This window comes from Microlunatus spumicola, assembly GCF_039536445.1.
In the GTDB taxonomy this organism is placed as follows: domain Bacteria; phylum Actinomycetota; class Actinomycetes; order Propionibacteriales; family Propionibacteriaceae; genus Microlunatus; species Microlunatus spumicola.
On sequence record NZ_BAAAYR010000004.1, the window covers coordinates 764,274 to 787,029 of the forward strand.

Annotated in this window: 24 protein-coding genes and 1 pseudogene; 10 read left to right on the plus strand and 15 right to left on the minus strand. The window is 73.4% G+C overall.

Annotation, left to right across the window (positions count from 1 at the left end):
• From ABD665_RS16470 to ABD665_RS16485, 4 genes and pseudogenes are all read right to left on the minus strand, one after another.
• Window positions 1-876 (minus strand): annotated as a pseudogene (locus tag ABD665_RS16470) (hypothetical protein); the annotation flags it as partial.
• Window positions 877-993: 117 nt separating this feature from the next.
• Window positions 994-1,185: a CsbD family protein gene (locus ABD665_RS16475; RefSeq protein ID WP_204910034.1), complete on the minus strand. Its 192-nt coding sequence runs from the start codon at window positions 1,183-1,185 to the stop codon at window positions 994-996.
• Between the two features lie 68 nt (window positions 1,186-1,253).
• Complete coding sequence (ygfZ, locus tag ABD665_RS16480) at window positions 1,254-2,243, minus strand: CAF17-like 4Fe-4S cluster assembly/insertion protein YgfZ (protein ID WP_204910035.1); 990 nt, start codon at window positions 2,241-2,243, stop codon at window positions 1,254-1,256.
• A gap of 85 nt (window positions 2,244-2,328) precedes the next feature.
• Complete coding sequence (locus ABD665_RS16485) at window positions 2,329-2,823, minus strand: heme-binding beta-barrel domain-containing protein (RefSeq protein WP_204910036.1); 495 nt, start codon at window positions 2,821-2,823, stop codon at window positions 2,329-2,331.
• A 39-nt stretch (window positions 2,824-2,862) separates the two neighbouring features.
• Here ABD665_RS16485 and ABD665_RS16490 point away from each other — a divergent pair, with 39 nt between their 5' ends.
• Window positions 2,863-3,876, plus strand: a complete 1,014-nt coding sequence (locus ABD665_RS16490) for a 2-dehydropantoate 2-reductase N-terminal domain-containing protein (RefSeq protein WP_204910037.1) — start codon at window positions 2,863-2,865, stop codon at window positions 3,874-3,876.
• A gap of 130 nt (window positions 3,877-4,006) precedes the next feature.
• On the opposite strand, the gene ABD665_RS16495 is transcribed toward ABD665_RS16490, so the two are convergent.
• Entirely contained in the window at window positions 4,007-4,378 is a 372-nt protein-coding gene (locus ABD665_RS16495) for a DsrE family protein (RefSeq protein ID WP_204910038.1), read from the minus strand.
• Between the two features lie 34 nt (window positions 4,379-4,412).
• Between ABD665_RS16495 and dtd the strand changes: the two genes are divergently transcribed.
• On the plus strand, window positions 4,413-4,844 hold the full coding sequence (dtd, locus tag ABD665_RS16500) for a D-aminoacyl-tRNA deacylase (protein ID WP_204910039.1): 432 nt from the start codon (window positions 4,413-4,415) through the stop codon (window positions 4,842-4,844).
• A gap of 111 nt (window positions 4,845-4,955) precedes the next feature.
• Here the strand turns inward: dtd and ABD665_RS16505 are convergent, their stop codons facing one another.
• The 3 genes from ABD665_RS16505 to ABD665_RS16515 form a co-directional block, all read right to left on the minus strand.
• The gene (locus ABD665_RS16505) at window positions 4,956-5,258 is read right to left on the minus strand and encodes a DUF1416 domain-containing protein (RefSeq protein WP_204910040.1); all 303 of its coding nucleotides are present in this window, start codon (window positions 5,256-5,258) and stop codon (window positions 4,956-4,958) included.
• A gap of 55 nt (window positions 5,259-5,313) precedes the next feature.
• Entirely contained in the window at window positions 5,314-6,162 is an 849-nt protein-coding gene (locus ABD665_RS16510) for a rhodanese-like domain-containing protein (protein ID WP_204910041.1), read from the minus strand.
• Between the two features lie 406 nt (window positions 6,163-6,568).
• A complete protein-coding gene (locus ABD665_RS16515) occupies window positions 6,569-6,823 on the minus strand; it encodes a MoaD/ThiS family protein (protein ID WP_204910042.1) in 255 nt (84 codons plus the stop codon).
• Between the two features lie 102 nt (window positions 6,824-6,925).
• Here ABD665_RS16515 and ABD665_RS16520 point away from each other — a divergent pair, with 102 nt between their 5' ends.
• A complete protein-coding gene (locus ABD665_RS16520) occupies window positions 6,926-7,630 on the plus strand; it encodes a winged helix-turn-helix domain-containing protein (RefSeq protein ID WP_204910043.1) in 705 nt (234 codons plus the stop codon).
• 6 nt (window positions 7,631-7,636) lie between these two features.
• On the opposite strand, the gene ABD665_RS16525 is transcribed toward ABD665_RS16520, so the two are convergent.
• Together ABD665_RS16525 and ABD665_RS16530 are read right to left on the minus strand one after the other, a co-directional pair.
• A complete protein-coding gene (locus ABD665_RS16525; protein WP_204910044.1) occupies window positions 7,637-8,059 on the minus strand; it encodes a hypothetical protein in 423 nt (140 codons plus the stop codon).
• Between the two features lie 11 nt (window positions 8,060-8,070).
• The gene (locus ABD665_RS16530; RefSeq protein ID WP_204910045.1) at window positions 8,071-8,610 is read right to left on the minus strand and encodes a hypothetical protein; all 540 of its coding nucleotides are present in this window, start codon (window positions 8,608-8,610) and stop codon (window positions 8,071-8,073) included.
• Between the two features lie 55 nt (window positions 8,611-8,665).
• On the opposite strand from ABD665_RS16530, the gene mshD reads away from it, so the two are divergent.
• The 3 genes from mshD to ABD665_RS16545 are packed head-to-tail and all read left to right on the plus strand — an operon-like array spanning window position 8,666 to window position 12,890.
• Complete coding sequence (gene mshD / locus ABD665_RS16535; RefSeq protein WP_204910046.1) at window positions 8,666-9,694, plus strand: mycothiol synthase; 1,029 nt, start codon at window positions 8,666-8,668, stop codon at window positions 9,692-9,694.
• Between the two features lie 53 nt (window positions 9,695-9,747).
• Window positions 9,748-11,931 (plus strand): RNA degradosome polyphosphate kinase, encoded by a 2,184-nt coding sequence (locus ABD665_RS16540; protein ID WP_204910047.1) that lies wholly within the window; start codon window positions 9,748-9,750, stop codon window positions 11,929-11,931.
• Window positions 11,928-12,890 carry an NUDIX domain-containing protein gene (locus ABD665_RS16545; protein WP_204910048.1) on the plus strand — a complete coding sequence of 321 codons (963 nt, stop codon included), beginning with the start codon at window positions 11,928-11,930 and terminating at the stop codon, window positions 12,888-12,890. Before ABD665_RS16540 ends, ABD665_RS16545 begins: the two co-directional genes overlap by 4 nt.
• A 150-nt stretch (window positions 12,891-13,040) precedes the next feature.
• On the opposite strand, the gene ABD665_RS16550 is transcribed toward ABD665_RS16545, so the two are convergent.
• From ABD665_RS16550 to ABD665_RS16560, 3 genes are all read right to left on the minus strand, one after another.
• Complete coding sequence (locus ABD665_RS16550; RefSeq protein WP_204910049.1) at window positions 13,041-13,433, minus strand: hypothetical protein; 393 nt, start codon at window positions 13,431-13,433, stop codon at window positions 13,041-13,043.
• A 99-nt stretch (window positions 13,434-13,532) separates the two neighbouring features.
• On the minus strand, window positions 13,533-14,528 hold the full coding sequence (locus ABD665_RS16555) for a glycerophosphodiester phosphodiesterase family protein (RefSeq protein ID WP_204910050.1): 996 nt from the start codon (window positions 14,526-14,528) through the stop codon (window positions 13,533-13,535).
• Between the two features lie 9 nt (window positions 14,529-14,537).
• Window positions 14,538-15,440 carry a hypothetical protein gene (locus ABD665_RS16560; RefSeq protein ID WP_204910051.1) on the minus strand — a complete coding sequence of 301 codons (903 nt, stop codon included), beginning with the start codon at window positions 15,438-15,440 and terminating at the stop codon, window positions 14,538-14,540.
• Window positions 15,441-15,651: 211 nt separating this feature from the next.
• Here ABD665_RS16560 and ABD665_RS16565 point away from each other — a divergent pair, with 211 nt between their 5' ends.
• Window positions 15,652-16,749, plus strand: coding sequence for a hypothetical protein (locus ABD665_RS16565; RefSeq protein ID WP_204910052.1), 1,098 nt, complete (start codon window positions 15,652-15,654; stop codon window positions 16,747-16,749).
• Between the two features lie 44 nt (window positions 16,750-16,793).
• On the opposite strand, the gene ABD665_RS16570 is transcribed toward ABD665_RS16565, so the two are convergent.
• Window positions 16,794-17,738, minus strand: a complete 945-nt coding sequence (locus tag ABD665_RS16570) for a glycosyltransferase (RefSeq protein ID WP_204910053.1) — start codon at window positions 17,736-17,738, stop codon at window positions 16,794-16,796.
• Window positions 17,739-17,921: 183 nt separating this feature from the next.
• Here ABD665_RS16570 and ABD665_RS16575 point away from each other — a divergent pair, with 183 nt between their 5' ends.
• The 3 genes from ABD665_RS16575 (at window position 17,922) to ABD665_RS16585 (ending at window position 21,435) form a co-directional block, all read left to right on the plus strand.
• Window positions 17,922-18,887 carry a glycosyltransferase gene (locus ABD665_RS16575; RefSeq protein ID WP_204910054.1) on the plus strand — a complete coding sequence of 322 codons (966 nt, stop codon included), beginning with the start codon at window positions 17,922-17,924 and terminating at the stop codon, window positions 18,885-18,887.
• A gap of 108 nt (window positions 18,888-18,995) precedes the next feature.
• The gene (locus ABD665_RS16580; RefSeq protein WP_344742531.1) at window positions 18,996-20,156 is read left to right on the plus strand and encodes a UDP-galactopyranose/dTDP-fucopyranose mutase family protein; all 1,161 of its coding nucleotides are present in this window, start codon (window positions 18,996-18,998) and stop codon (window positions 20,154-20,156) included.
• Window positions 20,149-21,435 (plus strand): glycosyltransferase, encoded by a 1,287-nt coding sequence (locus ABD665_RS16585; protein ID WP_204910055.1) that lies wholly within the window; start codon window positions 20,149-20,151, stop codon window positions 21,433-21,435. The genes ABD665_RS16580 and ABD665_RS16585 overlap by 8 nt, the downstream gene beginning before the upstream one ends.
• Here the strand turns inward: ABD665_RS16585 and ABD665_RS16590 are convergent.
• The gene (locus ABD665_RS16590) at window positions 21,432-22,754 is read right to left on the minus strand and encodes a glycosyltransferase (protein WP_204910056.1); all 1,323 of its coding nucleotides are present in this window, start codon (window positions 22,752-22,754) and stop codon (window positions 21,432-21,434) included. The genes ABD665_RS16585 and ABD665_RS16590 overlap by 4 nt on opposite strands.
• Window positions 22,755-22,756: the final 2 nt, after the last annotated feature.

The window sequence follows — 22,756 nt, forward strand, 5'->3', positions numbered from 1 at the left end:
CTTCTTGCTCTTCTTCGACTTCTTGTCGGACTTCTTCGCGTCGGCCTTCTTGTCGGACTTCTTGTCCGCCTTCTTGGCGTCGGCCTTCTTGTCGGCCTTCTTGTCCGCCTTCTTGTCCGACTTCTTGTCGGACTTCTTGGCGTCGGCCTTCTTCGCGTCGGCCTTCTTGTCCGCCTTCTTCGCGTCCGCCGTGCCGTTCGTCGCAGCGGCCGTGGGAGCCGGGGCGGCGGCGGCGCTGACCGCGGCCTCGAGGCTGGCGAGACGCTGCTCGGCGTCGGCGACCGCACGGCGCAGGGCCTGCAGCTGGTCGGCCTGGGCGTCGACCTGGTTGTCGATCTCGGTGATGACGTCGCTGACCGGGGTGTCGATGACCGGGCGGGCCGCCGGCGAGGGCGGCGTCGCCGACCCGCCGTCGGGACGACGGCTCAGGCGCTCGGCGGTCTCGGCGGGCAGGGCCTGCTTGTTGTTCGGCGCGGTCGCCGGCGAGTCGGGCGTCTCGGCGCCGGACTGGGGCGTCGGGGCCGGGGTGGTCGCCGCGGTCTTGCGGGCGGTCGTGCGCGGGCTCGCGGGACGGGCCGGGGTCTTGCGCGCGGTCGTCGTGGTGCCGGCTGCACCGGTCGTCCGGGCGCTCGCGGTCTTGCGCGGCGTCGCGGTCTTCCGCGGGGTCGCCGTCTTGCGGGGCGTCGCGGCCTTGCGCGGGGTGGTGGTCTTGCGCGCGGCCGGGGCGCCGGCGGGCGGCGTCTCGGGGTCGGACGCGGTGTCGCCGGGGGTGGCGCTCGAGGGGTCGGCGGCCGTGGAGGTCGCGCTCGGCACCGACTGCTCGGCCGGAGCCTCCGTCGGGGCGTCGCCGGGGACGTCAGGGGTGGTCTCGGTCATGGGCAGTCCTCGTCGTGAGTGGTGGGTCGTGCGGGTGCTGAGGGGGCCGTCGTCGAGGGCCCCGGAGACGACTCAGCCGCCACCCGCGAGGGTGACGGCTGAGTCGAGGACGTCGTGCTACTTGAAGGCGTCCTTGACGTCACCGGCAGCGTCCTTGACGTGCTCGCCGGCCTGCTTCGTCTGGGCCGAAGCCTGGTCGCCCTGGCCCTCGGCCTGGAGACGCTCGTTGTCCGTCGCGTCGCCGGCGGCTTCCTTGGCCTTGCCGCCCAGCTCTTCGACCTTGTTCGAGATCTTGTCACCGATACCCATAGGGGCTCCCTTCGTCGACACTGTTGCGACGAGGTTACGCCCCGACCCTGTGGCGGCCAGGTCCGGCGTCAGCGCACCCCGAGGCGGGGTCGGACGTGCAGCCCGACCTCCGGGTCGACCAGGGTCTCCTGGGCGGCCGGGACGCCGTCGGCCAGCAGGGTGGCGTCGACCTCGACGTTCCGCTTGACCAGCCCGAGGGCGATCGAGCCGAGCTCGTGGTGGCGGGCGGAGCTCCCCACGAAACCGACCGCGCGCCCGTCCAGCGTCAGCGGGGAGCCGGGCGCGGGCAGCCGCTCCTCGGTCCCGTCGAGCAGCAGCAGCACGAGCCGCCGCGGCGGACGGCCGAGGGTGTGCACGCGGGCGACCGTCTCCTGCCCGCGGTAGCAGCCCTTGTCGAGGTGCACCGCGACGCCGATCAGACCGGCCTCGTTCGGGATCGTGCGGGCGTCCGTGTCGAGGCCGGGCCTCGGGACGCCGGCGGCGACGCGTCGCGCCTCGTACGCCCACGTCCCCGCCCGCGGGCCGTCGCCGAGGGCGTCGGCGAGCCGGTCGCGCGGCACCAGCAGCTCGGCGCCGCCGAGCGAGTCGGGGGCCCGGCGCGTGACGAGGGCGAGCGGTTCGGCGGCGTCCGGGTCGGCGGTCCAGACGACGGCGACGGAGTCGCTGAGGTCCTCGACCTCGACCCGCATCATGAAGCGCATCGAGTCCAGCCAGGCCGCCGCGGCGGCCGCCGCCCCGGGCTCGGTGTGCGCCCAGAACGCGGTGCCGTCGTCGACGCCGTACAGCGCGTGCTCGAGGTGGCCCTGGGGGGACAGCACCAGCGTCGTGGTCCCCTGCCCCGGCTGGAGGCCCAGCAGGTGCTGGGTGGTCAGGGAGTGCAGCCAGGTGAGCCGGTCCGGCCCGGTGACCCGCAGGACGCCGCGGTGCGACAGGTCGACGCGCCCGACGCCGCGCTCCAGCGCACGCTGCTCGCGTACGGGGTCCCCGTAGTGCCAGGGCACCCCGGCGTCCGGGCCCTCTTCGGCCACGACGGGGGTCGGTCGGCGCTCCTCGCTCATACGGGGGTCAGCGCGCCGGGGCGGAGGTTTCTTCCCGTCCGGGCGCGCAGGGCGTGGCCCGGGTCAGGCGCCTCGCCCCTCGTCGCTAGACGCGGCGGAGCCGCGCCCAGAGGTGGTTCTGCAGGGGGTGCCCGCCGGCCGCCTTGTCGAAGGTCCACAGCAGGTCGCCCTCGACGAGCCCGTACAGGCGCTGGCCGGCGGTGTACTCGTCGGCGCTCGACGTCCGGACGACGGCGTCGGTCGTCAGCTCGATCTTGGCGCCGGTGATCTTCCCGTACCAGACCTCGGCGTAGCCGGCCGGGTGGCACATGACGACCTCGAGCGCGTCGTCGGGCTGGGGACGCCAGAAGCCGGTCTCCATGGAGAGCGGGCGCACGGCCTTGCCCTCCTCGTCGACCTCGAAGGTCTGCGACAGGTAGTGCAGGAAGTCGCCGCCGTTGTGGGCGAAGTCGATCTGCTGGCCGAAGTCGAACTCCTCGGTGCCCGGGTACACACCCTTGCCGGTGCCCTCCCAGCGGCCGACGAGCCAGGCCAGGCGGTTGACGGCGGGGTTCAGCCCATCAGGGATCTCGAACGGCATCGCGCCAGCCTATCGAGCGCCCCGGATAGCGTGGCCCACGTGCCGAACCGCTACGTCGTCATCGGGGCCGGAGCCATCGGAGGGGCGATCGGTGGCCGGCTGCACCAGGCCGGACGCCCGGTCGTCCTCGTCGCCCGCGGCGAGCACCTGGACGTCCTGCGCCGCGACGGCCTCCGGCTGCGTACGCCGGACGAGGACGTCCGGCTCGACGTCCCGGCCGTCGGCGGACCGGAGGAGCTCGAGCTGACCCCGGACGACGTGCTGGTGTTCGCGACGAAGACCCAGCAGGTCGAGGCGGCGCTGCGGACGTGGGCCGACGTCGACGTGCACGCCGACGGCCGAATCGTGGGCTCCGCGGGCGCGCTGCTGCCGGTCTTCACCGCGCTCAACGGCGTGGCCGCCGAGTCCATGGCGCTGCGCTGGTTCGCCCGGGTGGTCGGCGTGTGCGTCTGGCTGCCGTCGGTGCACCTGACCGCCGGCGAGGTGATCATCCGCGGCGGGCCCACGTCGGGAATGCTGCACCTCGGGTCGATCCCGGCAGGCCGCGAGCAGGAGCTCGTGGCCACCGTGGCCGCCGACCTGGAGGCGGGCCGTTTCGACGCCCCGCGGCCCGCCGACGTGATGCCGTGGAAGTACCGCAAGCTGATCTCCAACCTGGCCAACGGCCTGCAGGCCCTGGTCGGGGCCGGGGGCGGCACGGAGCAGCTCGCCGCGGCGGTGGAGGGCGAGGCCCGGGAGGTGCTCGACGCCGCGGGCATCGAGGTCACCCCCGACGCCGAGGAGGCGGCGGCGCGCAAGGCGGCCTTCACGATGCACCACGTCCCCGGGGTGCCGGACGACGTCGGCGGCTCAACCTGGCAGTCGCTCACGCGCGGGACGGGGAACGTCGAGACCGACTACCTCAACGGCGAGATCGCCCGCATCGCCCACGGGCTCGGCCGGCAGGCCCCGCTCAACGCCCGGCTGGCCTCGCTCGTCCGCCAGGCCTCCGTACGCGGTCAGCAGCCGGGCGCCGTCACGGCCGCGCAGGTCGCCGAGGCGCTCGGGCTGTAGCGCCCTTCGACAGGCTCAGGGAACGGGCGCGGGCTCAGGGAGCGGCGGCGGGCTCAGGGAGCGGCGGCGGGCTCAGGGAGCGGCGGCGGGCTCAGGGAGCGGCGGCGGGCTCAGGGGGACGGCGGCGGGGTCAGTAGACCAGCGCCTGGACGTCGGGCTGGAGCACCCGCTCGACGAACGTCGCCGCTCCCGCGATCGTGCAGCCGTCCAGCAGGTCGGCCTGGGTGAGCTCGCGCCGGGCCGCGCACTGGGTGCAGACGACGACGGCGCCGAGGTCGACGAGCGGCGCCACCAGGTCGGCCACCGGGGTCGCGTGCTCCAGACCGAGGTCGGGCTGGGCGTCGCGAACCGCGAACCAGACGGCCTCACCGGTGAGGAACACGCCGACCTCGGCCCCGGCGGCGAGCGCGGTGGCCGCCACGGTCCAGGCCTGGTTCGCCCGTTCGGCGGCCTCGGCCCCGCAGGTGATCTTGACCATCAGGGGACGCGGAGACTCCGGCATGCGGCCATTGTCGGGGAGTGGCTAGCCTCACGGCGTGCGGGTGGTGGTGCAGCGGGCGACGAGCGCGAGCGTGACCGTCGAGGGCGAGGTGGTCGGCTCGCTCCCGGGTCCCGGGCTGGTCGTCCTGGTCGGGGTCACCCACGACGACACCGAGGCGGACGCGGCCAGGCTCGCGGACAAGGTGTGGACGCTGCGCATCCTGGCCGACGAACGTTCCGCGGAGCAGGAGGGCGCTCCCCTGCTGGTGGTCAGCCAGTTCACCCTCTACGCGGACACCCGCAAGGGACGGCGGCCGTCCTGGAACGCCGCCGCGCCCCGACCGGTCAGCGAGCCGCTGGTCGAGGCCTTCGTCGCCGCTCTGCGGGCGCGCGGCGCGCACGTGGAGACGGGCGTCTTCGGCGCGATGATGCAGGTCGCCCTGGTGAACGACGGCCCGATGACCTTGGTCCTCGACACGGACTCATGAGGGGGACGACCCCCCCGCCCCGCTGAACAAGAAAGTGGTCGCCCCGGACCCCGTTGACGTGAGTCAGGAGGTCGGGAGCGACCACTTGCGTGAAGCAGGTGAGGCTCAGGCTCAGGCGGCGGTGAGCTCCACGTCGACCTCGGCCACGGTGCCGACCGAGGCGACGACCGTACGGTCGGCCTTGGCGCCCGGCGCGAGGGTGCGCAGGGTCCAGCGGCCGTCGTGGGCGAAGAACCGGAAGTGGCCCGTCGCCGACGTCGGGACCTCGGCCGTGAACTCGCCCGACGGGTCGAGCAGGCGCACGTACGCGCCGGCGACGGCCTCGCCGCCGCGCAGGACGCGGCCCTGGATGACCGCCTCCTTGGAGGTGTCGACGCCGGCGATGCTCAGGCCGCCCTTGGTGGCTCCGCACATGAGATGGACCTCGTTCTTCGAAGGGGTTGGGGCGAGAGGGTGGTCAGGCGGTGGACTAGACGGTGCCGGGCTCGTCGCCGACGGCGACCGGGACACCGACGAGGGAGCCGTACTCGGTCCAGGAGCCGTCGTAGTTCTTGACGTTGGCCTGGCCGAGGATCTCGTGCAGCACGAACCAGGTGTGCGCGCTGCGCTCACCGATGCGGCAGTAGGCGATGATGTCGGTCTCGAAGTCGAGCCCGGCGTTGCCGTAGAGGGCCTTGAGGTCCTCGGCCGACTTGAACGTGCCGTCGTCGTTGGCCGCCTTGCTCCACGGGACGTTGATCGCCGTGGGGATGTGGCCGCCGCGCTGCGCCTGCTCCTGCGGGAGGTGCGCCGGGGCCAGCAGCCGGCCGGCGAACTCGTCGGGGCTGCGGACGTCGACCAGCGCGTCGGTGCCGATCGCCTCGACGACCTCGTCGCGGAACGCGCGGATCGTCAGGTCGGGCTCGGCCGCCTCGTACTGCGCCGCCGGGCGGGTGACGGTCTCCGAGGAGAGCGGACGGGCGTCGAGCTCCCACTTCTTGCGGCCGCCGTCGAGCAGGCGGACGTCACCGTGGCCGTAGAGCTTGAAGTACCAGTACGCGTACGCCGCGAACCAGTTGTTGTTGCCGCCGTAGAGCACGACCGTGTCGTCGTTCGCGATGCCGCGCTCGGACAGGAGCGCACCGAACTGCTCGCGGTTCACGAAGTCGCGGCGCACCGGGTCCTGGAGGTCCTTCTTCCAGTCCAGCTTCACGGCGCCCTCGATGTGGCCGCCCTCGTACGCGGTCGTGTCCTCGTCTACCTCGACGAGGACGACGTTGTCGTCGGACGCGTGCTCGGCGACCCAGTCGGCGTCGACGAGGACTTCAGACGTGCTCATGTGTGGCTCCTGTGCGGATGTGCGTTGGATGAGGCCGGACGCGACGGTCGGCCACGTGGGCTCGAGCGGGTGCGTGCGGGTCGTACGTGCGCCGCGGGGCGCGTGCCCGTGCTGCGCGGCGGGGCCGCGGTCAGCAGGGCCGGTCAGGCACCCAGGTCAGGGCCGACAGAGCGACGAGCGCATTCGACCGTGGTCCACCGCACGGCGGCGGACCAGCGGGAGTGCCCACGCGGTCGTCATGGCGACCACGTTACGACGGCCGCCTCCCGATCGGCAGCCGGAGGACCGGATCGCGAGACTCGCGTCCAGCATGTGAGAACCCCCGAGTGCTCACGCCTGCCCCGCGAACGTGAAGTTGTTCACATTGTGTTCACCCAAGAGGAGCCTGAGAGGCCGGTCGGGGGCCTCAACCGCCCGCGAACGGGGGCAGCACCTCGACCACGGTGGGGCCTTCGAGGGGGCGCCGCAGGAGGGCCTCGGAGGCCGAGATCCCGTCGACCAGAAGACTGGATGCCCTGATCACACGCGTGAAGCGGTCCTCGTCGTGCCGTGTGAGGACGGCGTCCAGCGCCTCGGCCACGGTGCCCGCCTCGACCGTCTCGGACGGGGTCTGGGCAGCGGCTCGCGCCCCGGCCCAGAAATTGAAGGTCACCTGCGTCACTGCGTTAGTGTCCAGCCATGCACCAGGGCAGCGACGAAGGGGCCCGGGTGCGGTCCGGCGCTTGCTGATCGGTCCCGATCACCCCTGCTGAGGAGACCCGCGATGGCCACTCTGCTGCTTCTGACGAACGACATGCACGCGTCCGCGGAGATCCTTCCCGCGCTCGAGCTGCTCCCCCACCAGGTCAAGGTCGCCCAGGCCGAGGCCACGGCGCTGCTCGATGCGCCCGCCGCCGACGTGATCCTGCTCGACGCCCGCCGCGACCTGGTCGGCGCCCGCTCGCTCTGCCGGCTCATCGAGACCACCGGCAAGGAGTCCCCGCTGCTGGTCATCGCGAGCGAGGGCGGCCTCGCCGCGCTGAGCTCCGACTGGGGGTTCGACGACATGCTGCTCGCCTCCGCCGGACCGGCGGAGGTCGACGCGCGGCTCCGCCTGGCCATGACGCCGGTCTCGCACGCCGGGGTCGACCCCCTCATCCAGACCGGCAACATCGTCATCGACGAGGCCGGCTACAGCGCCAAGCTCAACGGCGTCCAGCTCGACCTCACCTACACCGAGTTCGAGCTGCTGAAGTACCTGGCGCAGCACCCGGGCCGGGTCTTCAGCCGGCAGCAGCTGCTCAGCGACGTCTGGGGCTACGACTACTACGGGGGCACGCGGACGGTCGACGTCCACGTCCGTCGCCTGCGCGCCAAGCTCGGCCCCGAGTACGAGTCGGTCATCGGCACCGTGCGCAACGTCGGCTACCGCTTCGTCACGCCGGCCGACGAGCCGGGCCGGGAGACCAACCGCGTCTCCGCGGGCTGAGCCCTTCTAGACCCTCGAGGCCCGAGGCTCCCCGCCTCCGCCGACCCAGCTCCGAAACCGCTCGAGCAAGCTCCCCGTGGGCGTCGAGCTCTCGACGTCCACGATCCATCGGACCTGCCCGGACCCCACGACCTTGGCACCCTCGAAGGCTCGGAGCGCGTCCCCGACCCGCAGCCGTCGCCAGTGCTGCAGGGCGAGGTCGATCACGGGAGCGATCACCACGCGACCGGCGGCACCAGGGGCGAACGAGATCGGTGCGCCGCACAGCACCCACGCGTCGGTCTGCTCCGTCCCCTGCGTCCAGGGAAGACCCCAGCTAGCCCGGTAGGACGGGGAGCCCGAGAGGTCGAGCGGCGTCCTCCGCCCTCCGGTCGCGAGGAGCGAGAAGGACAGGCCCAGGGCGAGCCAGCCGGTCGCGGGCTCGGTCACCGGCGGTGCGCTCAGTCCTCGTGGCGCGAGCGCTCGATCCGGGCGGCGAGGGCGCGGACGTGGGTCGGGACGGTGCCGGGAGGACCGGCCTTGCGGACGTACCGGACCGCGCCGACGACCTGGGAGGCGATCAGCGGGACGATCGCGAGGGCCGACCAGTTGGCCACCGCCCCGGCGAAGTCGACCGCGTGGCTCGCGGCGATGCCGGCGAACAGGCCGAGGACGACCACCGGGTACGACACCAGGTGCAGCACCCAGGACAGGCGCTCGCCGCCGTTCGGGACGCCGGCGCCCCAGGCGTTCGCCGCGCGCAGCCACAGCCGCTGCTGGGACACGCAGATCAGGCCGACCACGGCGCCGCAGACCAGCAGCGTGATGATCCAGGGCACGGCGGTCGTCGACGTGACCCCACGGGTCGTCGCGTTCAGGGCGAGCAGCGCGAGGATCACCGAGGCCGTGGCGAGGATCGAGCCGACCGCCACCAGCATCGCGTTGTGCTGCGCCCGACCGACCAGGTCCCGCTCGATGCCGGCCGTACCCGCGTTCGTCACGGCGGTCAGGATAGGCGCAGCGGCCAGGCCGGCCGGGCCCGCTAGCGTGACCGCCATGACTGGTGACGAGGGCGGCGACCCGCGCGACGAGGTGGCCGGGACCCGCGTACGGGTGGTCGCCGACCCGGGACCGGACCTGCTGGAGGCGGTCGGCGCGCTGCTCGACCGGGCCGCCGCGGTCGACCCGTCCCCGCCGCTGAACGAGGCCGGCGTGCTGGCCCTCAAGCACCCCGACCGGGGCGACACCCGGCACCTGGTCGTGGTCGAGGGGACCGAACCGGTCGGCTACGCCCAGCTGGCCGACGACGGCACCGGGCAGCTGGTCGTGGACCCGCGGGTCCGGCGGCACGGCGTCGGGAGCCTGCTCGTGCAGGCCCTCCTCGACGTCGCCCGCACGGCCGGCGTGGAGCTGCGGGTGTGGGCGCTGGGCGACTCCCCCGCCGCCTCGGCCCTGGCCGCGCGCACGGGCCTGATCGCGAGCCGCACCCTGCTGATCATGAAGCGACCCCTTGCCGACCTGCCGGAGCCGGTCGTGCCGGAGGGCGTCACGATCACGACCTTCCGCGTGGGTCAGGACGAGCAGGCGTGGCTGCGGACCAACGCGCGGGCCTTCGCCCACCACCCCGAGCAGGGTTCGATCACGGCCGAGGACCTGGCCGAGCGGACGGGCGAGGCCTGGTTCGACCCGGAAGGCTTCTTCCTGGCCCGGGCTTCCGGGAGCGCCAGCGAAGGGAAGCCTCCGGGGGGTGTGGGGGGTCGTCCCCCCTCAGGACAGAGCAATCCGGAGGGGCCGGTACTCGGCTTCCACTGGACCAAGCAGCACGACGCGCTCGGCGAGGCGGGCCTCGGGGAGGTCTACGTGCTCGGCGTCGACCCCGACGCGCAGGGCCGCGGTCTCGCCAAGGCCCTGCTGCTGACCGGGCTCGCGCACCTGCGCGACGCTGGCGACGACGTGGTCGAGCTCTACGTCGAGGCCGACCAGCCGGGACCCGTCGGGCTCTACCGGGCGTACGGCTTCACGGAGGCGGCCCGCGACGTCATATACGCGGGTCCCGGGAGCGGTCCCACCGTCTCGACCGCGTAAGAGCGTTCACCTGTTCTGAGTAGCATCAGCCCTTCCCGAGCAAGAGGAGCGTGATGGACGTGGTCGACACGGCTGTCCCCAGCCTGGAGACCGACGGCGGCACCATCAACACCGACGGGGCGGACCTGAGCCTCGTCGACAGGCTCCCCGAACCGGAGCTGCCGGCCGACCGGTTCCTGGACCGCGAGCTGTCGTGGCTCGCCTTCAACAACCGCGTGCTCGACCTCGCCCGCGACCAGGTGCGCGTGCCGCTGCTCGAGCGGGCCAAGTTCCTGGCGATCTTCGCCTCGAACCTGGACGAGTTCTTCATGGTCCGCGTCGCCGGCCTCAAGCGGCGCATCGCCGCGGGCGTCGCCGTGCCGGGCGTCAGCGGGCTGCTGCCCCGCGACCTCCACATCGCGATCCTGAACCGCACCCGCGAGCTCGTGGAGGAGCAGCACAGGCTCTTCGCCGACGAGATCCGCCCGGCGCTGGCCGCCGAGGGCATCGAGCTCCTGCGCTGGGACGAGCTGCGGCCGGACGAGCGCGAGCGCATGCACGTGCTGTTCGCCGACCGGATCTTCCCGGTGCTGACGCCGCTCGCGGTCGACCCGTCGCACCCCTTCCCCTACATCTCGGGGCTGTCGATCAACCTCGCCGTCCTGGTCAAGAACCCCGAGACCGGCTCCCGCCAGTTCGCCCGGGTCAAGGTCCCGACCGTGCTGCCGCGCTTCGTGCAGCTCGACGAGGGCCGGTTCGTCCCGCTCGAGGACGTCATCGCCCGCCACCTCGACCAGCTCTTCAGCGGCATGCAGGTCGTCAGCCACCACGTCTTCCGGGTCACCCGGAACGAGGACGTCGAGGTGGAGGAGGACGACGCGGAGAACCTCCTGCTCGCCCTCGAGAAGGAGCTGCTGCGCCGCAAGGTCGGCCGCCCGCCCGTGCGCCTCGAGGTCGAGGACGACATGGACCCGCGGATGCTGGAGATCCTCGTCACCGAGCTCGACATCACCGAGCGCGAGGTGTTCAAGCTGCCCAGCCCGCTGGACCTGCGCGGGCTGTTCTCGCTGACCGACCTCGACCGCGCCGACCTCAAGTACCCGGCGTTCCTGCCGACGACCCACCCGCACCTCGCCGAGGTGGAGACCGCGCAGCCCGCCGACATGTTCGCGGCGATCAAGCAGCGCGACGTGCTGCTGCACCACCCGTACGACTCCTTCGCCACGAGCGTGCAGCGCTTCATCGAGCAGGCGGCGGACGACCCGCAGGTGCTGGCGATCAAGCAGACGCTCTACCGCACCTCCGGCGACTCCCCGATCATCGACGCCCTGATCGAGGCGGCCGAGGCCGGCAAGCAGGTGCTCGCGCTGGTCGAGATCAAGGCGCGCTTCGACGAGCAGGCGAACATCGCCTGGGCCCGTCGGCTCGAGCGGCACGGCTGCCACGTCGTCTACGGCGTCGTGGGGCTCAAGACGCACTGCAAGCTCTCGCTCGTCGTCCGCGACGAGCCCGACGGGCTGCGCCGCTACGCCCACGTGGGCACGGGGAACTACAACCCCAAGACCGCGCGGACGTACGAGGACATGGGCCTGCTGACCGCGAACCCGATCATCACCGACGACATCGGCCGGCTGTTCAACCACCTCTCGGGGATGAGCCAGGAGACCTCGTACAAGCGGCTCCTGGTCGCGCCGCACGGCGTGCGGACCGGGCTGCTGGAACGCATCGAGACCGAGATCGCCCACCACGAGGCCGGCCGCCCGTCGGGCATCCGGATCAAGGTCAACTCGCTGGTCGACGAGGCCATCTGCGACGCGCTCTACCGCGCCTCGCAGGCCGGCGTCTCGGTCGACCTCTGGGTCCGCGGCATCTGCACGATGCGTCCGGGCGCGCCCGGGCTGAGCGAGAACATCCGCGTCCGCAGCATCCTGGGCCGGTTCCTCGAGCACAGCCGGCTGTTCTGGTTCGCCAACGGCGGCCAGCCCAGCGTCGGCATCGGCTCCGCCGACCTGATGCACCGCAACCTCGACCGCCGCGTCGAGGTCCTGGCGTCGATCAACTCCCCCGCGCACGTGACGGAGATCGGCGAGCTCTTCGACGTCGCCTTCGACAAGCGCACGGCGTCGTGGAAGCTCCAGCCGGACGGCACCTGGGAGCAGTTCACGCTCGACGAGGACGGTCGGCCGCTGCAGGACATGCAGGAGCTGCTGATCGCCACCAAGAGCCGGAGGCGGTCCGGCGCGAACCCGTCGCGGTGACCGTCTCGGTCATGCGGGCCGGCGGGGTGCAGGTCATCCCCGCCCGACCGGTCCTGGCCGGTGGTGCGGTCGTGACCCGACAGCACCCCGTACGTGGCACCGAGGTGTGCGTCGTGCACCGCAAGCGCTACGACGACTGGTCGCTGCCGAAGGGCAAGGTCGAGAACGGCGAGTCCGTCCCCGCCGCCGCGGTCCGTGAGGTCCTCGAGGAGACGGGCGTGACCGTCCGCCTCGGCATCCCGCTCGACACGGTCTCCTACGACCTGACCAAGCCGGCCCGGCCGGACCTGTCCAAGCACGGCAAGCTGCTGACGGGGATCAAGAAGGTCAGCTACTGGGGCGCGACCGCGCTCCACACCGCTCGGCGCGCCCCCGACCACGAGGTCGACGTCGTGTCCTGGCTGCCGGTCCGCGCGGCGCTCGGGCGGCTCTCGTACGCCGCCGACCACTTCCTGCTCGAGCAGTACCTCGAGCAGCCGGTGACCACGCCGCTGGTGATCGTCCGGCACGCGAAGGCCATGGACCGCAAGGACTGGTCCAAGAAGGACTCGGCGCGCCCCATCAACGCCCAGGGTCGCAAGCAGGCCAAGCTGCTCGTGCCGATGCTCGGGGCGTACGGGGTGGAGCGGCTCGTGTCGTCGACCGCGGTGCGCTGCCTCAGCACCCTGCAGCCGTACGCGACGGCGTCGAAGCTCAAGATCACCACCTACCCCGGGCTGACCGAGGAGGAGGGTTCCGGAGACGCGGCCGGCGTCGCCAAGATCATCCGCCGGGTGCGGTCGAGCACGGTCCGCACGGGTCGCCCGACGGCGATCTGCGTGCACCGGCCGGTGCTCCCCCACGTCCTCGACGCCCTCGAGATGGCGCCGACCACGCTGGTGACGGGCGAGTTCCTCGTCGCGCACCTGACCGAGGACGGCAGCGTCCACGCCGTCGAGCGCCACCGACCGCAGACGTGAGCGGCGGGAACGCCCCCTGAGCTCGTCGAAGGGCCTCGAAGAGGTCGGCTTCCTGCTCGTGCACCTGCGCCGACCCGTTCCGGGCCCTTCGACAGGCTCAGGGGCGTGTCCCCTGACCTCGTCGAGCCGACCGGCTCAGCGGCGCGGGCGTCAGTCCTCGACGACGAGGGCCTGGTCGCGCACCGGGCGCGCGACGAGGCGCACGGACAGGCGCTTGAACGCGTCCTCGACGAAGGCCTCGACGTGCGCGTCGGCCACGGGGAACGCGGTCACGGGGATCTGGCCGGACTCCCAGCCGAGGCGCTCGATCTCCTCGACGCTGACGAGGTTGTGGCGCTGCCGGTCGAACGCGTAGACCGTGACCTCGGTCGTGCGGTCCACCGCGATGTCGATCCCGAGGATCGTCCAGCGCTCGCGGTCGACCCCCGCCAGCTCGTAGAGGCTGGGCGAGCCCAGCGTGGCGACCGCGTCCTCCGCGGCCGCCGTCCCCACGTAGTCGCTCCACCCGGCCGTCGCCGGCCCCAGCACCTGGTGCTCGCTCACGCGACGGATGGTGGCAGCGGCGGGTGAACGACCGGCCAACGCCGGGCGGCGCGCCCGTGACCGTCGCGTCCTCGACGGGCACCGCCGAGCGCGCGCGTCCTAGACGCGCACCGCCGAGCGGCGCACCGCGCTGCCGATGTCGGGGTTGTCGGTGAAGAAGTCGTCCATGCCGGCCGCGACGAACGCGTCGAGCTCGGCGGTGAGGTCGCCGACCCCGTCCTGGTCCTCGCTGCTGCGCAGCTGCAGGGGCAGGAAGCGGTTCTCCCGCCGGAACGTCCACCCGGTCACGCGCAGCCCGGCCTCGTGGGCGTCGGCCAGCACCGGTCCCGGCTCGAGCAGCCGGCCGTCCGCGTCGCGCGGGATCATCAGGTCCTTGTGCAGGCCGAGCTGGCCGGCGTACTCCCGGATCTCCGCGAGCCCGCGCGGGGTGACGAGGTCGACGGACGTCCTTGGGTCCCCCGCGCTGATCAGGTCGAACGGGGCCCCGGTCACGTGGATGACCTGCATCAGCGGGAGGTCGGTGATCGCGGCGAGCGCCCGGAGGTTGCCCGTCTCGAAGCTCTGGATCACGACGGGGTCGTCCGCGCGGCTCCAGCCGTGCCGACCGAGCGCCTCGACCAGCGGCTCCTCCAGCGGCAGCCCGATGGAGCGGAAGTAGGACGGGTGCTTCGTCTCCGGGGCGACGCCGACCGGGCGGCCGTCGACCGTGGTCGAGCGCCGGGCGAGCGCGAGCACCTCGTCGAGGGTGAGGATCGCCTCGTCGTCGTACGCCACGTTCTGCGGCCGCAGCTGCGGCAGCGGCTCGCGCGCCCGCAGGGTCTTGAGCTCGGCCAGCGTGAGGTCCTCGGTGAACCAGCCGGTCACCTGCCGGCCGTCGATGGTCTTGGTGGTGCGGCGGTCGGCCAGCTCCGGGTGGTCGGCCACGTCCGTGGTGGCCGTGATCGCGCTCTCGTGGCGCACCACCAGGTGGCCGTCCCGCGTCGCGACGACGTCCGGCTCGATGACGTCGGCGCCCTGCGCGATGGCCAGCTCGTAGCTGGCCAGGGTGTGCTCGGGCCGGTAGCCGCTTGCGCCGCGGTGGGCGATCACCTGCATGGGTCCATCTCAGCAGACGGCGCGCGCCTGACGGTCGGCCACGCCGCAGAGGAGCGTACGGACGCCGGAGCCCGCGAGGACCACCGGCAGGGTGTGGACGCCGACCGACGGGAAGGCGATGACGGTGGCCCCGACCGGGCCGCGGCGGACGGCGATCTCGAGCGGGAGGGTCGGACGGTCCACGTCGACGCCGAGCCCGCGGACCTGCTCGAGCTTGTCGTCGGACTCGCCCCGGTGCGCGAGGTAGCGGGTCACGCCCTGCTGGGCGACGAGCCGCTCGACGGCGGCCAGGTACGCCGTCACGGCGACCTCGCCGGCCTCGACGAGCGGGGCGCCGACCAGGTCCGCGCCGTCGTGGATCTCCGGGCCCGGCCAGCGGCCGCGCAGCCAGGCGTAGTCGTTGCGGCGGACCTCGACACCCAGCGGCTCGGGACCCACGGCCCCGCGCGGCACCGACGTGAACACCCGCAGCCGCGTCCGCTCCTCCGAGGCCCGCCGCAGCCGGAGCCCGGCGAGATGCTGGACCAGCTCGGCGGTCGCACCGCCGTCGTCCACCACGGTGAGGTCGGTGGGGCGGACGAGGCTGATCAGGACCTGGGCGACGCCGGAGAAGGGGTCCGCGACGACGAGCCGGCGCGTCGGGCCCAGCTCGTCGAGCAGGTTGCGGACGGTCCGGGCGACGGAGGCGCCGCCGGAACGGGGCTCGTGCCAGCTCACCGCCAGCCCCTCCTGACGCGCGAGGGCGACCATCCCCCGGAGCTGCTCGCGCCCGCGGCCGAGCGCCGGCGCCAGCACCGCGACCCGCAGCTCACCGAGGTCGTCGCCGCCCTCGCAGGCGTGGGCGAGCTCGATCACGTCCAACAGCTGGGCCGGACCCTCGACCAGCGCGAGGGTGGAGCATTCCGTCGACATCGAACGAATCTAAGGAGCCGAGGCGACGTCCCGCCCGGAGACGGGCGAACGACGGACGAACGGCACCGCAACTCCTGGCGCCCGGCGGCCCGGGTGCCAGGAGTTCACCTCCCGTTGGCCCGGGACACCTGCGGCGGCCACCTCGTGCCGCCGCCGGCTCCTAGGTTCGCGGCGTGACCGTATCGACGCTCCCGGGTCGGGGCGACCGCGCATGACCACGCAGCTCCTGGTCACCTCCACCCCGTCCGAGGACCTGCTGGCGCAGGCCGCCACCGCGGCCGGGCTGCTGGGACCGTCGACGGACCGCATCCACGTCGGCCCGGACGACGACCCCGCCTCGGTCGCCGCCGCCCTCGGGTCCGAGGTCGAGCTCGTCGTCGGGACCCGCACCCTCGCGGCGGGCCGGAACCTCTCGCGCCGCTTCGGCGACGCCCCCGTGACGCTGCTGGCAAGCGGGGCGGCCGCGTACGGGCCGACGTCCGGACCGCTGCAGGGCCGGTTGGCCAAGCGCGTCCGCCAGATCGTCACGGTCGGGCTCGTCCCCGCGCTGGACCCGCTCCTGCTCACCGAGCGGGCCGTCCCCGTGTCCGCGGTCCCCGCGGACGCGCTGCGGGAGGCGGCCGCCGCGCTGCCGGCCCCGGACGCGGTGCCGGACCCGACCACGCTCGTCCTGGGCCGCTCGGGGGCCTGGGCCTCCGCCCTGGACCGCGAGGAGCAGGCCGACCTGCTCGTCGCGATGGTCCAGCGCTGCGCCGAGGCCGGGCACACCCGCCTCGTGCTGCTCCTCGACGACGACGCACCCGCCCGCACCCGCCGCCACCTGGACAAGGCCGCCCGCGGTGCGCGGGCCGACCTGACGGTCGTCACCGACGCCCGCCCGGTCGAGGCCTGGCTCGGGCTCGCCGGCGTCGGCCTGGTCGTGGGGTCGGCCACCGAGGACCTGCTCGTCGCCCGGGAGGTCTTCGGCCACCGCGTCGCCCAGCTCGACTCCGAGGTCGTGCTCAAGCACCTCGACCCGTTCGACGACGCGCGCCGCACCGCCGCCACCCTGGTCGCGGCGACCGTGCCCGACCTGCGGAGCTGGACCTCCACCCCCGGCGGCGAGGCGCCCCGCCCGGTCGACCTGCCGGGGCTGATGGCCACGGTCGCGTACGCGATGCAGCCCGGCCTGCTCGTCGACCGCCGCGCGGCCGCCATCGGGTTCCTCGAGGTGCACCCGGAGGTGCGGCGCCGCTTCGTCCGCAAGCGTCGGCTGAGCGAGCTCCGGCTGCCCGGCGGCAAGCGCAAGGTGCGTCAGACCCTCGACTGACCGCCGGGTCCTCGGACCCGGTCCCGGACGGACCGGGAAAGGGTTCAGAGGACGGGCGGACGACCGAGCCGGGTCATCCGCGCGACCGTGCTCCAGCGCATCGGCCGGCGCGTCGGGCGGGCCTGCCACGCCTGGCGGTAGCCGTCGACGACCTGGCGCGCGGAACCTCCCCGGAGGACGGCGACGAGGGTCCAGGTCAGCAGGTAGGCCACGCAGACCGGGACCGGGAGCGAACGGAGCGACGCCCACATCCGGTTCCGTGCGGTGAGGACCACGTGCCCCGGGTGCCGGGAGGGCGCCGTACGCGGGTGGAAGGCGGTGAGGTCGGCGGAGTACCAGATCGACCAGCCGGCGTCGAGGAGCCGCCAGGACAGGTCGGACTCCTCCATCGCGTAGAAGAACTGCCGGTCGAAGCCGCCGAGGTCGGCGAACGCGTCGGCGCGGACGGCGCACGCGGCACCGATGAAGTGGGTCACGGGACCGGAGCGCAGCGCGGACCGGGCCCCGACGCGCGGGACGTGCCGGCGCTGCGTGAGGCCCTCCTCGTCGACCAGGCGGATCGCCATCGCGCCGAGGCCGGCGTCGGCCCCGAACCGTGCGACGGCCGTGGCCAGGACGGTCGGGCCGAGCAGCTCGGCGTCGTCGTCGAGGAACAGCAGCAGGTCGGCGCTGGCGGTCGCCGCGCCGATGTTGCGGCCGCCGGGGATGCCCACGTTCTCGGGGAGCACCACGAGCTGGTCGTCGGGGCCCATCCACGGGACGTCGACGTGGCCGCCGAGGCTCCGGGGAGCGGCGCCGTTCAGCACCAGGACGAGCTGCACGTCCACCCCGCGCTGGGCGCGCACGGACGCGATCGCCCGGACGAGCTCGGCGGGACGGTTGGCCTGGGTCAGCACGACGACGGCGAGCTGGTGGCGGCGCACGAAGGGCACCACCTGCGCGAGCGGCGTCGGCAGGTCGTGCCGGCGTGGTGCGAGCGCAAGCGCCATCACGATCCTCCAAGGTCTCGTACGCGGGGGCCCGCACGACGAAGACTCCGGGCCCCGGCTGAACGGCAGGTGAACCGGACACGAGCACCGCCGCAACTCACCGGGAACCTCCTCGGACGGGCGCCGGCAGGACCTGGCGCAGCGCCGCCTGCCGGCCATCCGGCTGCCCTACACTCCGGCCGCGTGCCCGAGATCCCGCCCGTCGCCGACGCGGCGACCGCAGCGCCCACGTGGTCGGTCGTCATCCCCGTCCACGACTGCGCGGGCTACCTCGCGCGGGCGCTGCCCGAGGTGCTGGCCCAGCTCGGCGAGCGCGACGACGCCGAGGTCCTCGTCCTCGACGACGCGTCGACCGACGACCCCGGCGGCGTCGTCGAGCGGCTCGGGCGGGGGCGGGTGCGCTACCTGCCGAACCCCGGCCATCTCGGCGCGATCGGCACGTTCAACCGGGGCGTGACGCTGGCCCGCGGCCGGCTGGTGCACCTGCTGCACGGGGACGACCTCGTCCTGCCCGGCTTCTACGCCGCGTTCGAGGCGGCCCTCGCCGACGAGACGGTGGTGGCCGCGGTCTGCCGGGCGCGCGACGTCGACGCCGACGACCGCCCGACCCACACCACGCGCTCCTACCGCCGCGGGACCGGCGTGTGGACCGACGCCCTCGCGTCGCTGGTCCTCTCGAACCGCGTAAGGACCCCGGGGATCGTGGTCCGCCGCTCGGCGTACGAGGAGGTCGGCGGCTACCGGACCGACCTGCCGCACGCGGCCGACTGGGAGATGTGGACGCGGCTCGCCGCGCACGGGCCGGTGGTCTTCGTCGACGAGGTCCTGGCCTGCTACCGGCGCCACGCCGGTTCCGACACCTCGGCCCGCGTCCGGACCGGCGCGAACGTCCGCGAGCGCGTCACCGCCGTCGGTGTCGTCCTCTCTCACGTCCCGGAACGTCGCCGCCGTCCCCTGGGCCGACGCGCCCTCCTGTACGCGGCCGTCTTCGCCTCGCGCACCGCGCTCCAGCAGGCCCGCGCCGGCCACGTCCGGACCGCCGCCCGGCAGCTCCGGGAGGCGCTGCGCTGCCTCCGGCTGGTCCCCGGGGGCGGCGTCCCGACCGCTCCCGCGACGCCCTCCCCGGACCCGGTCCCGACGCCTGGGTGACGAGCAGGCGACCACCCGGCGACGCCCCGGCGAGCACTCGGAGACCACTTCGCACCGAGGGCGTCCAGGGCGGTCCGGGGCCGTCCGGCGCCTCTAGCGTCACGCCTCGTGACGAGAACGAGAGCGCTGCGCGTCGCGGTCGCGGGGGCGGGGTTCTCCGGCGCCGTCATCGCCCGCCGGCTCGCCGAGGCCGGCCACGACGTCGTGGTCTTCGAGACCCGCGACCACGTGGCGGGCAACTGCCACACCGAGCGCGACCCCGAGACCCAGGTGATGGTCCACCGCTACGGCCCGCACATCTTCCACACCGGTGACGAGCGGGTGTGGGCGTACGTGAACCGCTTCGGCACGATGATGCCGTTCAACCACCGGGTCCGCACCACGGTCGAGGGCCGGGTCTACCTGCTCCCGGTCAACCTGCTGACGATCAACCAGCTCTTCGAGACGACGCTCGGCCCGGACGAGGCGAAGGCCTTCATCGCCGACCAGGCCGACTCGTCGATCGGCGAGCCGCGGAACTTCGAGGAGCAGGCGCTCAAGTTCATGGGACGGCGGCTCTACGAGGCGTTCTTCCTCGGCTACACGCGCAAGCAGTGGGGGCTGGCCCCGACCGAGATCCCCGCGTCCGTGCTCAAGCGGCTGCCGCTGCGGTTCAGCTACGAGGACTCCTACTTCCACCACCCGCACCAGGCGATCCCCCGCGACGGCTACACCGCGATCGTCGAGGCGATCCTCGACCACCCGGGGATCACCGTGCAGCTCTCGACCGCCTACACCGCCGCCGACCGCGCCGGCTTCGACCACTCGGTCTGGTCCGGGCCGCTCGACGCGTGGTTCGACCACCGCTACGGCCGGCTCGGCTACCGCACGCTGGACTTCGAGGAGATCCGTGCGGTCGGCGACCACCTCGGGTGCGCGGTCATGAACTACGGCGACCTCGAGGTGCCGTACACGCGGATCGCGGAGCACAAGCACTTCGCGCCGTGGGAGGAGCACGAGGGGACCGTCTGCTTCCGGGAGACCAGCCGGCTGGCGGGCGAGGGGGACACGCCCTACTACCCGATCCGGCTGGCGGAGGACAAGGGCGTGCTGCGGCAGTACCTCGACGCCGCGCGGGCCGAGACCAGGGTGACCTTCGTGGGCCGGCTCGGGACCTACCGTTACCTCGACATGGACGTCACCATCGCCGAGGCCCTGACCGCGGCCGACGGCATCCTGCACGCGGTCGAGCACGACACGCCCGTCCCGTCCCTCTTCGTCGATGCCTGACGGCCTCGGCGGCCCCGCCGACCTGGCGACCGGCGCGCCGGCGGGCGGACGCTTCCTCACCGTCGGCATCCCGGTCTTCAACGGGCGGTCGCTGCTGCGGGCCTGCCTGGCGTCGGTCATCGACGGCACCCTCCCCCACGAGCGCTACGAGATCGTCGTCTCCGACGACGGCAGCACCGAGCCGGAGACGCGGGCGATCCTCGACGAGCTGTCCAGCCGCTTCGCCGACCGGCCCGGCTTCTTCCGCGTCCTCCGCTCGGAGACGAACTCCGGGGGCGCGGCACGACCGCGCAACCGGATCCTCGACGAGGCCGTCGGCGAGTACGTCTTCTTCGTCGACTCGGACGACACCATCGGGAGCGAAGCGCTCACCCGCATCGCCGACGCGCTCACCGAGACCCCCGCCGACTGGGTCGCGCTGCACCAGGTCCTCGTGAACGGCCGGGTCGGCGCCGCGTCCGTGCGCCAGCCGCGGATGGACGTCAAGCGGATGAAGGCGCTGACCACGCTCACCGTGCACAAGGTCTTCCGGCGGGCCGAGGTGGAGCGCCAGGGGCTGCGGTTCGACGAGGGGCTGCCGTCCGGGCAGGACATCGCGTTCGCCTTCTCGTACCTCCTGGGGGCGAGCCGCTTCCTGATGCTCGGCGGCTACGACTACTACTTCCTGACCCGGCACGCGGGCGACCCCAACGAACCTCCGCACCTCTCGCGACGCGCCAACACCGCCGAGCGCGCGATCGACAAGAACCACCGGATCCTGCACTCGATGCTCGAGGCTCTGCGCGCGAGCGGCCTGCCGGAGGACGAGCGGCGGGCGATCCTCTGCGAGATCTCGCTGCCCCGGGTGCTGCTCCAGCAGCGCTACCTCGCCTCGATCGTGAACGTCGGCCCGGGCGCCGGGCCGGCCGCCCTGCGCGAGCTGTCCGCGCTGCTCGCCGACCCGCTCGTCGCGGGGCTGACGGCGGCGGACCTCAAGAAGGGCCTGACCACGGACCACCTCCGGCTGGTCGCCGCGGCCGACTGGAACGGGCTGCGTGACCTCCTGCGCCAGCCGGACGAGGCGGCGGCCCCGGTCGTCCCGCTCGGCGGGGTCGCCCGCTGGCGCGAGCGCGGGCGGCACCTGGCCGACCAGGCGCTCGGCCGTGCGCGGCACCGCCAGCTCCTCGACGAGCTGGCCGCGCTGCGCCGTTCCGTGAACAACCTGCAGAAGGCCCAGGTCCGCCTCGAGGCCGACCTCCGGGCGGGGAAGCTGCCGCCCGCCGGACCCCCGCCCGCCTAGACGGGGTGCGAACGGCGCGGGGTCGGGACGGCCTCGGCGCCCGGCTGCTCCCGGTCGCCGTCGCGGTCCTCGAGCCGACCCTCGAGCTGGGCCAGCTGCCCCGCCAGCCCGTCGAGGCGCTGCTGGATCACCATCAGCCCGAACATCAGGTCCTGGCGCGACGGTTCGCGCCGGCGTACGCGGGAGATCTGCCGCGTGACGCGGGTGGCCGCGCCCCCCTGGAGCGCGTTGCGCAGGTAGCGGCCGGTGAGCGTCACCGTGTGCTGGACGCCGGAGTGCCGCAGGTGGAACCCGGCGGTGACCAGCGGGTTGTTCGAGCCAGGCCGCGTCGTGAGCGTCCGGACGAAGCTCCCGAACTCCCGCTTGCGGACCGCCGCGCTCAGCCGCTGCGCCGTCGAGCCCTTGCCGCCCTCGCGCAGCGCGGCCGCCACCGTCTCCGGCGTGTACTGCGCGAAGACCGGGACGAGCGTGTCGAAGAGCGTGCGCTGCAGCGGCCCGGGCGTACGGCGCGCGATCCACTCCATCTGCGAGATCACCCAGCCCAGGAGCGAGGTCTCGTAGACCTCGAGCAGCCGCCGTTCGGTGAGCCAGGCGTGGATCGTGTCGTGGTGGGAGAAGAGCTGGAACAGCCGCACGTCGACCGTGGCCATGGTCTGCCCGGCCCGTCCGACGCGGTGGTAGCAGAGCACCTCCGGCACGACCGCGAGCGAGCGCGCCGACAGCACCGTGAACCAGTGGAACGGGTTGTCCTCGTAGAAGCCGTCGCTGACCGGGAAGCGGATCGCGTGCTCCTCGAGCAGGCTGCGGCGGTAGAGCTTGCGCCACGGCACGGCGATGAACCGCAGCACCTGCTTGCGCGTCGGGACGTCCAGCGCCTGGCACCGCGTGGTCAGCCCGGCCCAGCGGTTCGCGTCGGCCGGGTCGCGCCGCTCGCCCGTGCCGTCGACGACCTCCTGGTACTCGCACATCGCCAGGTCGGCGTCGCAGGACTCGGCCGCCTCGACCAGGCGCTCGAACATCCGCGGCTCGACGAAGTCGTCGCCGTCGACGAAACCCACCCACCGCCCGGTGGCGCGGTCGAGCCCGGCGTTGGCCGCGGTCGCGACCCCGCCCGGGCTGTTCGTGCCGAGCAGCACCGGGACGAAGCGCGGGTCGCGGGCGCAGAACGCCGCGACCTTCTCCGGCGTGGAGTCGCTCGAGCCGTCGTCGACGACCAGGACCTCGAGGTCCTCCAGGGTCTGCGCGGCGACGCTCTCGAGGCACTCCTCCACGTAGGCCTCGATGTTGTACGTGGTGACGATGATGCTCACGTCGGGCACGT

Coding starts and splice junctions, on each gene's coding strand:
- ABD665_RS16475 (WP_204910034.1), bottom strand. CDS start 1,185: ATGGGTATCGGTGACAAGATCTCGAACAAGGTCGAAGAGCTGGGCGGC.
- ygfZ (WP_204910035.1), bottom strand. CDS start 2,243: ATGAGCGAGGAGCGCCGACCGACCCCCGTCGTGGCCGAAGAGGGCCCG.
- ABD665_RS16485 (WP_204910036.1), bottom strand. CDS start 2,823: ATGCCGTTCGAGATCCCTGATGGGCTGAACCCCGCCGTCAACCGCCTG.
- ABD665_RS16495 (WP_204910038.1), bottom strand. CDS start 4,378: ATGCCGGAGTCTCCGCGTCCCCTGATGGTCAAGATCACCTGCGGGGCC.
- ABD665_RS16505 (WP_204910040.1), bottom strand. CDS start 5,258: ATGTGCGGAGCCACCAAGGGCGGCCTGAGCATCGCCGGCGTCGACACC.
- ABD665_RS16510 (WP_204910041.1), bottom strand. CDS start 6,162: ATGAGCACGTCTGAAGTCCTCGTCGACGCCGACTGGGTCGCCGAGCAC.
- ABD665_RS16520 (WP_204910043.1), top strand. CDS start 6,926: ATGGCCACTCTGCTGCTTCTGACGAACGACATGCACGCGTCCGCGGAG.
- mshD (WP_204910046.1), top strand. CDS start 8,666: ATGACTGGTGACGAGGGCGGCGACCCGCGCGACGAGGTGGCCGGGACC.
- ABD665_RS16540 (WP_204910047.1), top strand. CDS start 9,748: ATGGACGTGGTCGACACGGCTGTCCCCAGCCTGGAGACCGACGGCGGC.
- ABD665_RS16555 (WP_204910050.1), bottom strand. CDS start 14,528: ATGCAGGTGATCGCCCACCGCGGCGCAAGCGGCTACCGGCCCGAGCAC.
- ABD665_RS16560 (WP_204910051.1), bottom strand. CDS start 15,440: ATGTCGACGGAATGCTCCACCCTCGCGCTGGTCGAGGGTCCGGCCCAG.
- ABD665_RS16565 (WP_204910052.1), top strand. CDS start 15,652: ATGACCACGCAGCTCCTGGTCACCTCCACCCCGTCCGAGGACCTGCTG.
- ABD665_RS16570 (WP_204910053.1), bottom strand. CDS start 17,738: ATGGCGCTTGCGCTCGCACCACGCCGGCACGACCTGCCGACGCCGCTC.
- ABD665_RS16585 (WP_204910055.1), top strand. CDS start 20,149: ATGCCTGACGGCCTCGGCGGCCCCGCCGACCTGGCGACCGGCGCGCCG.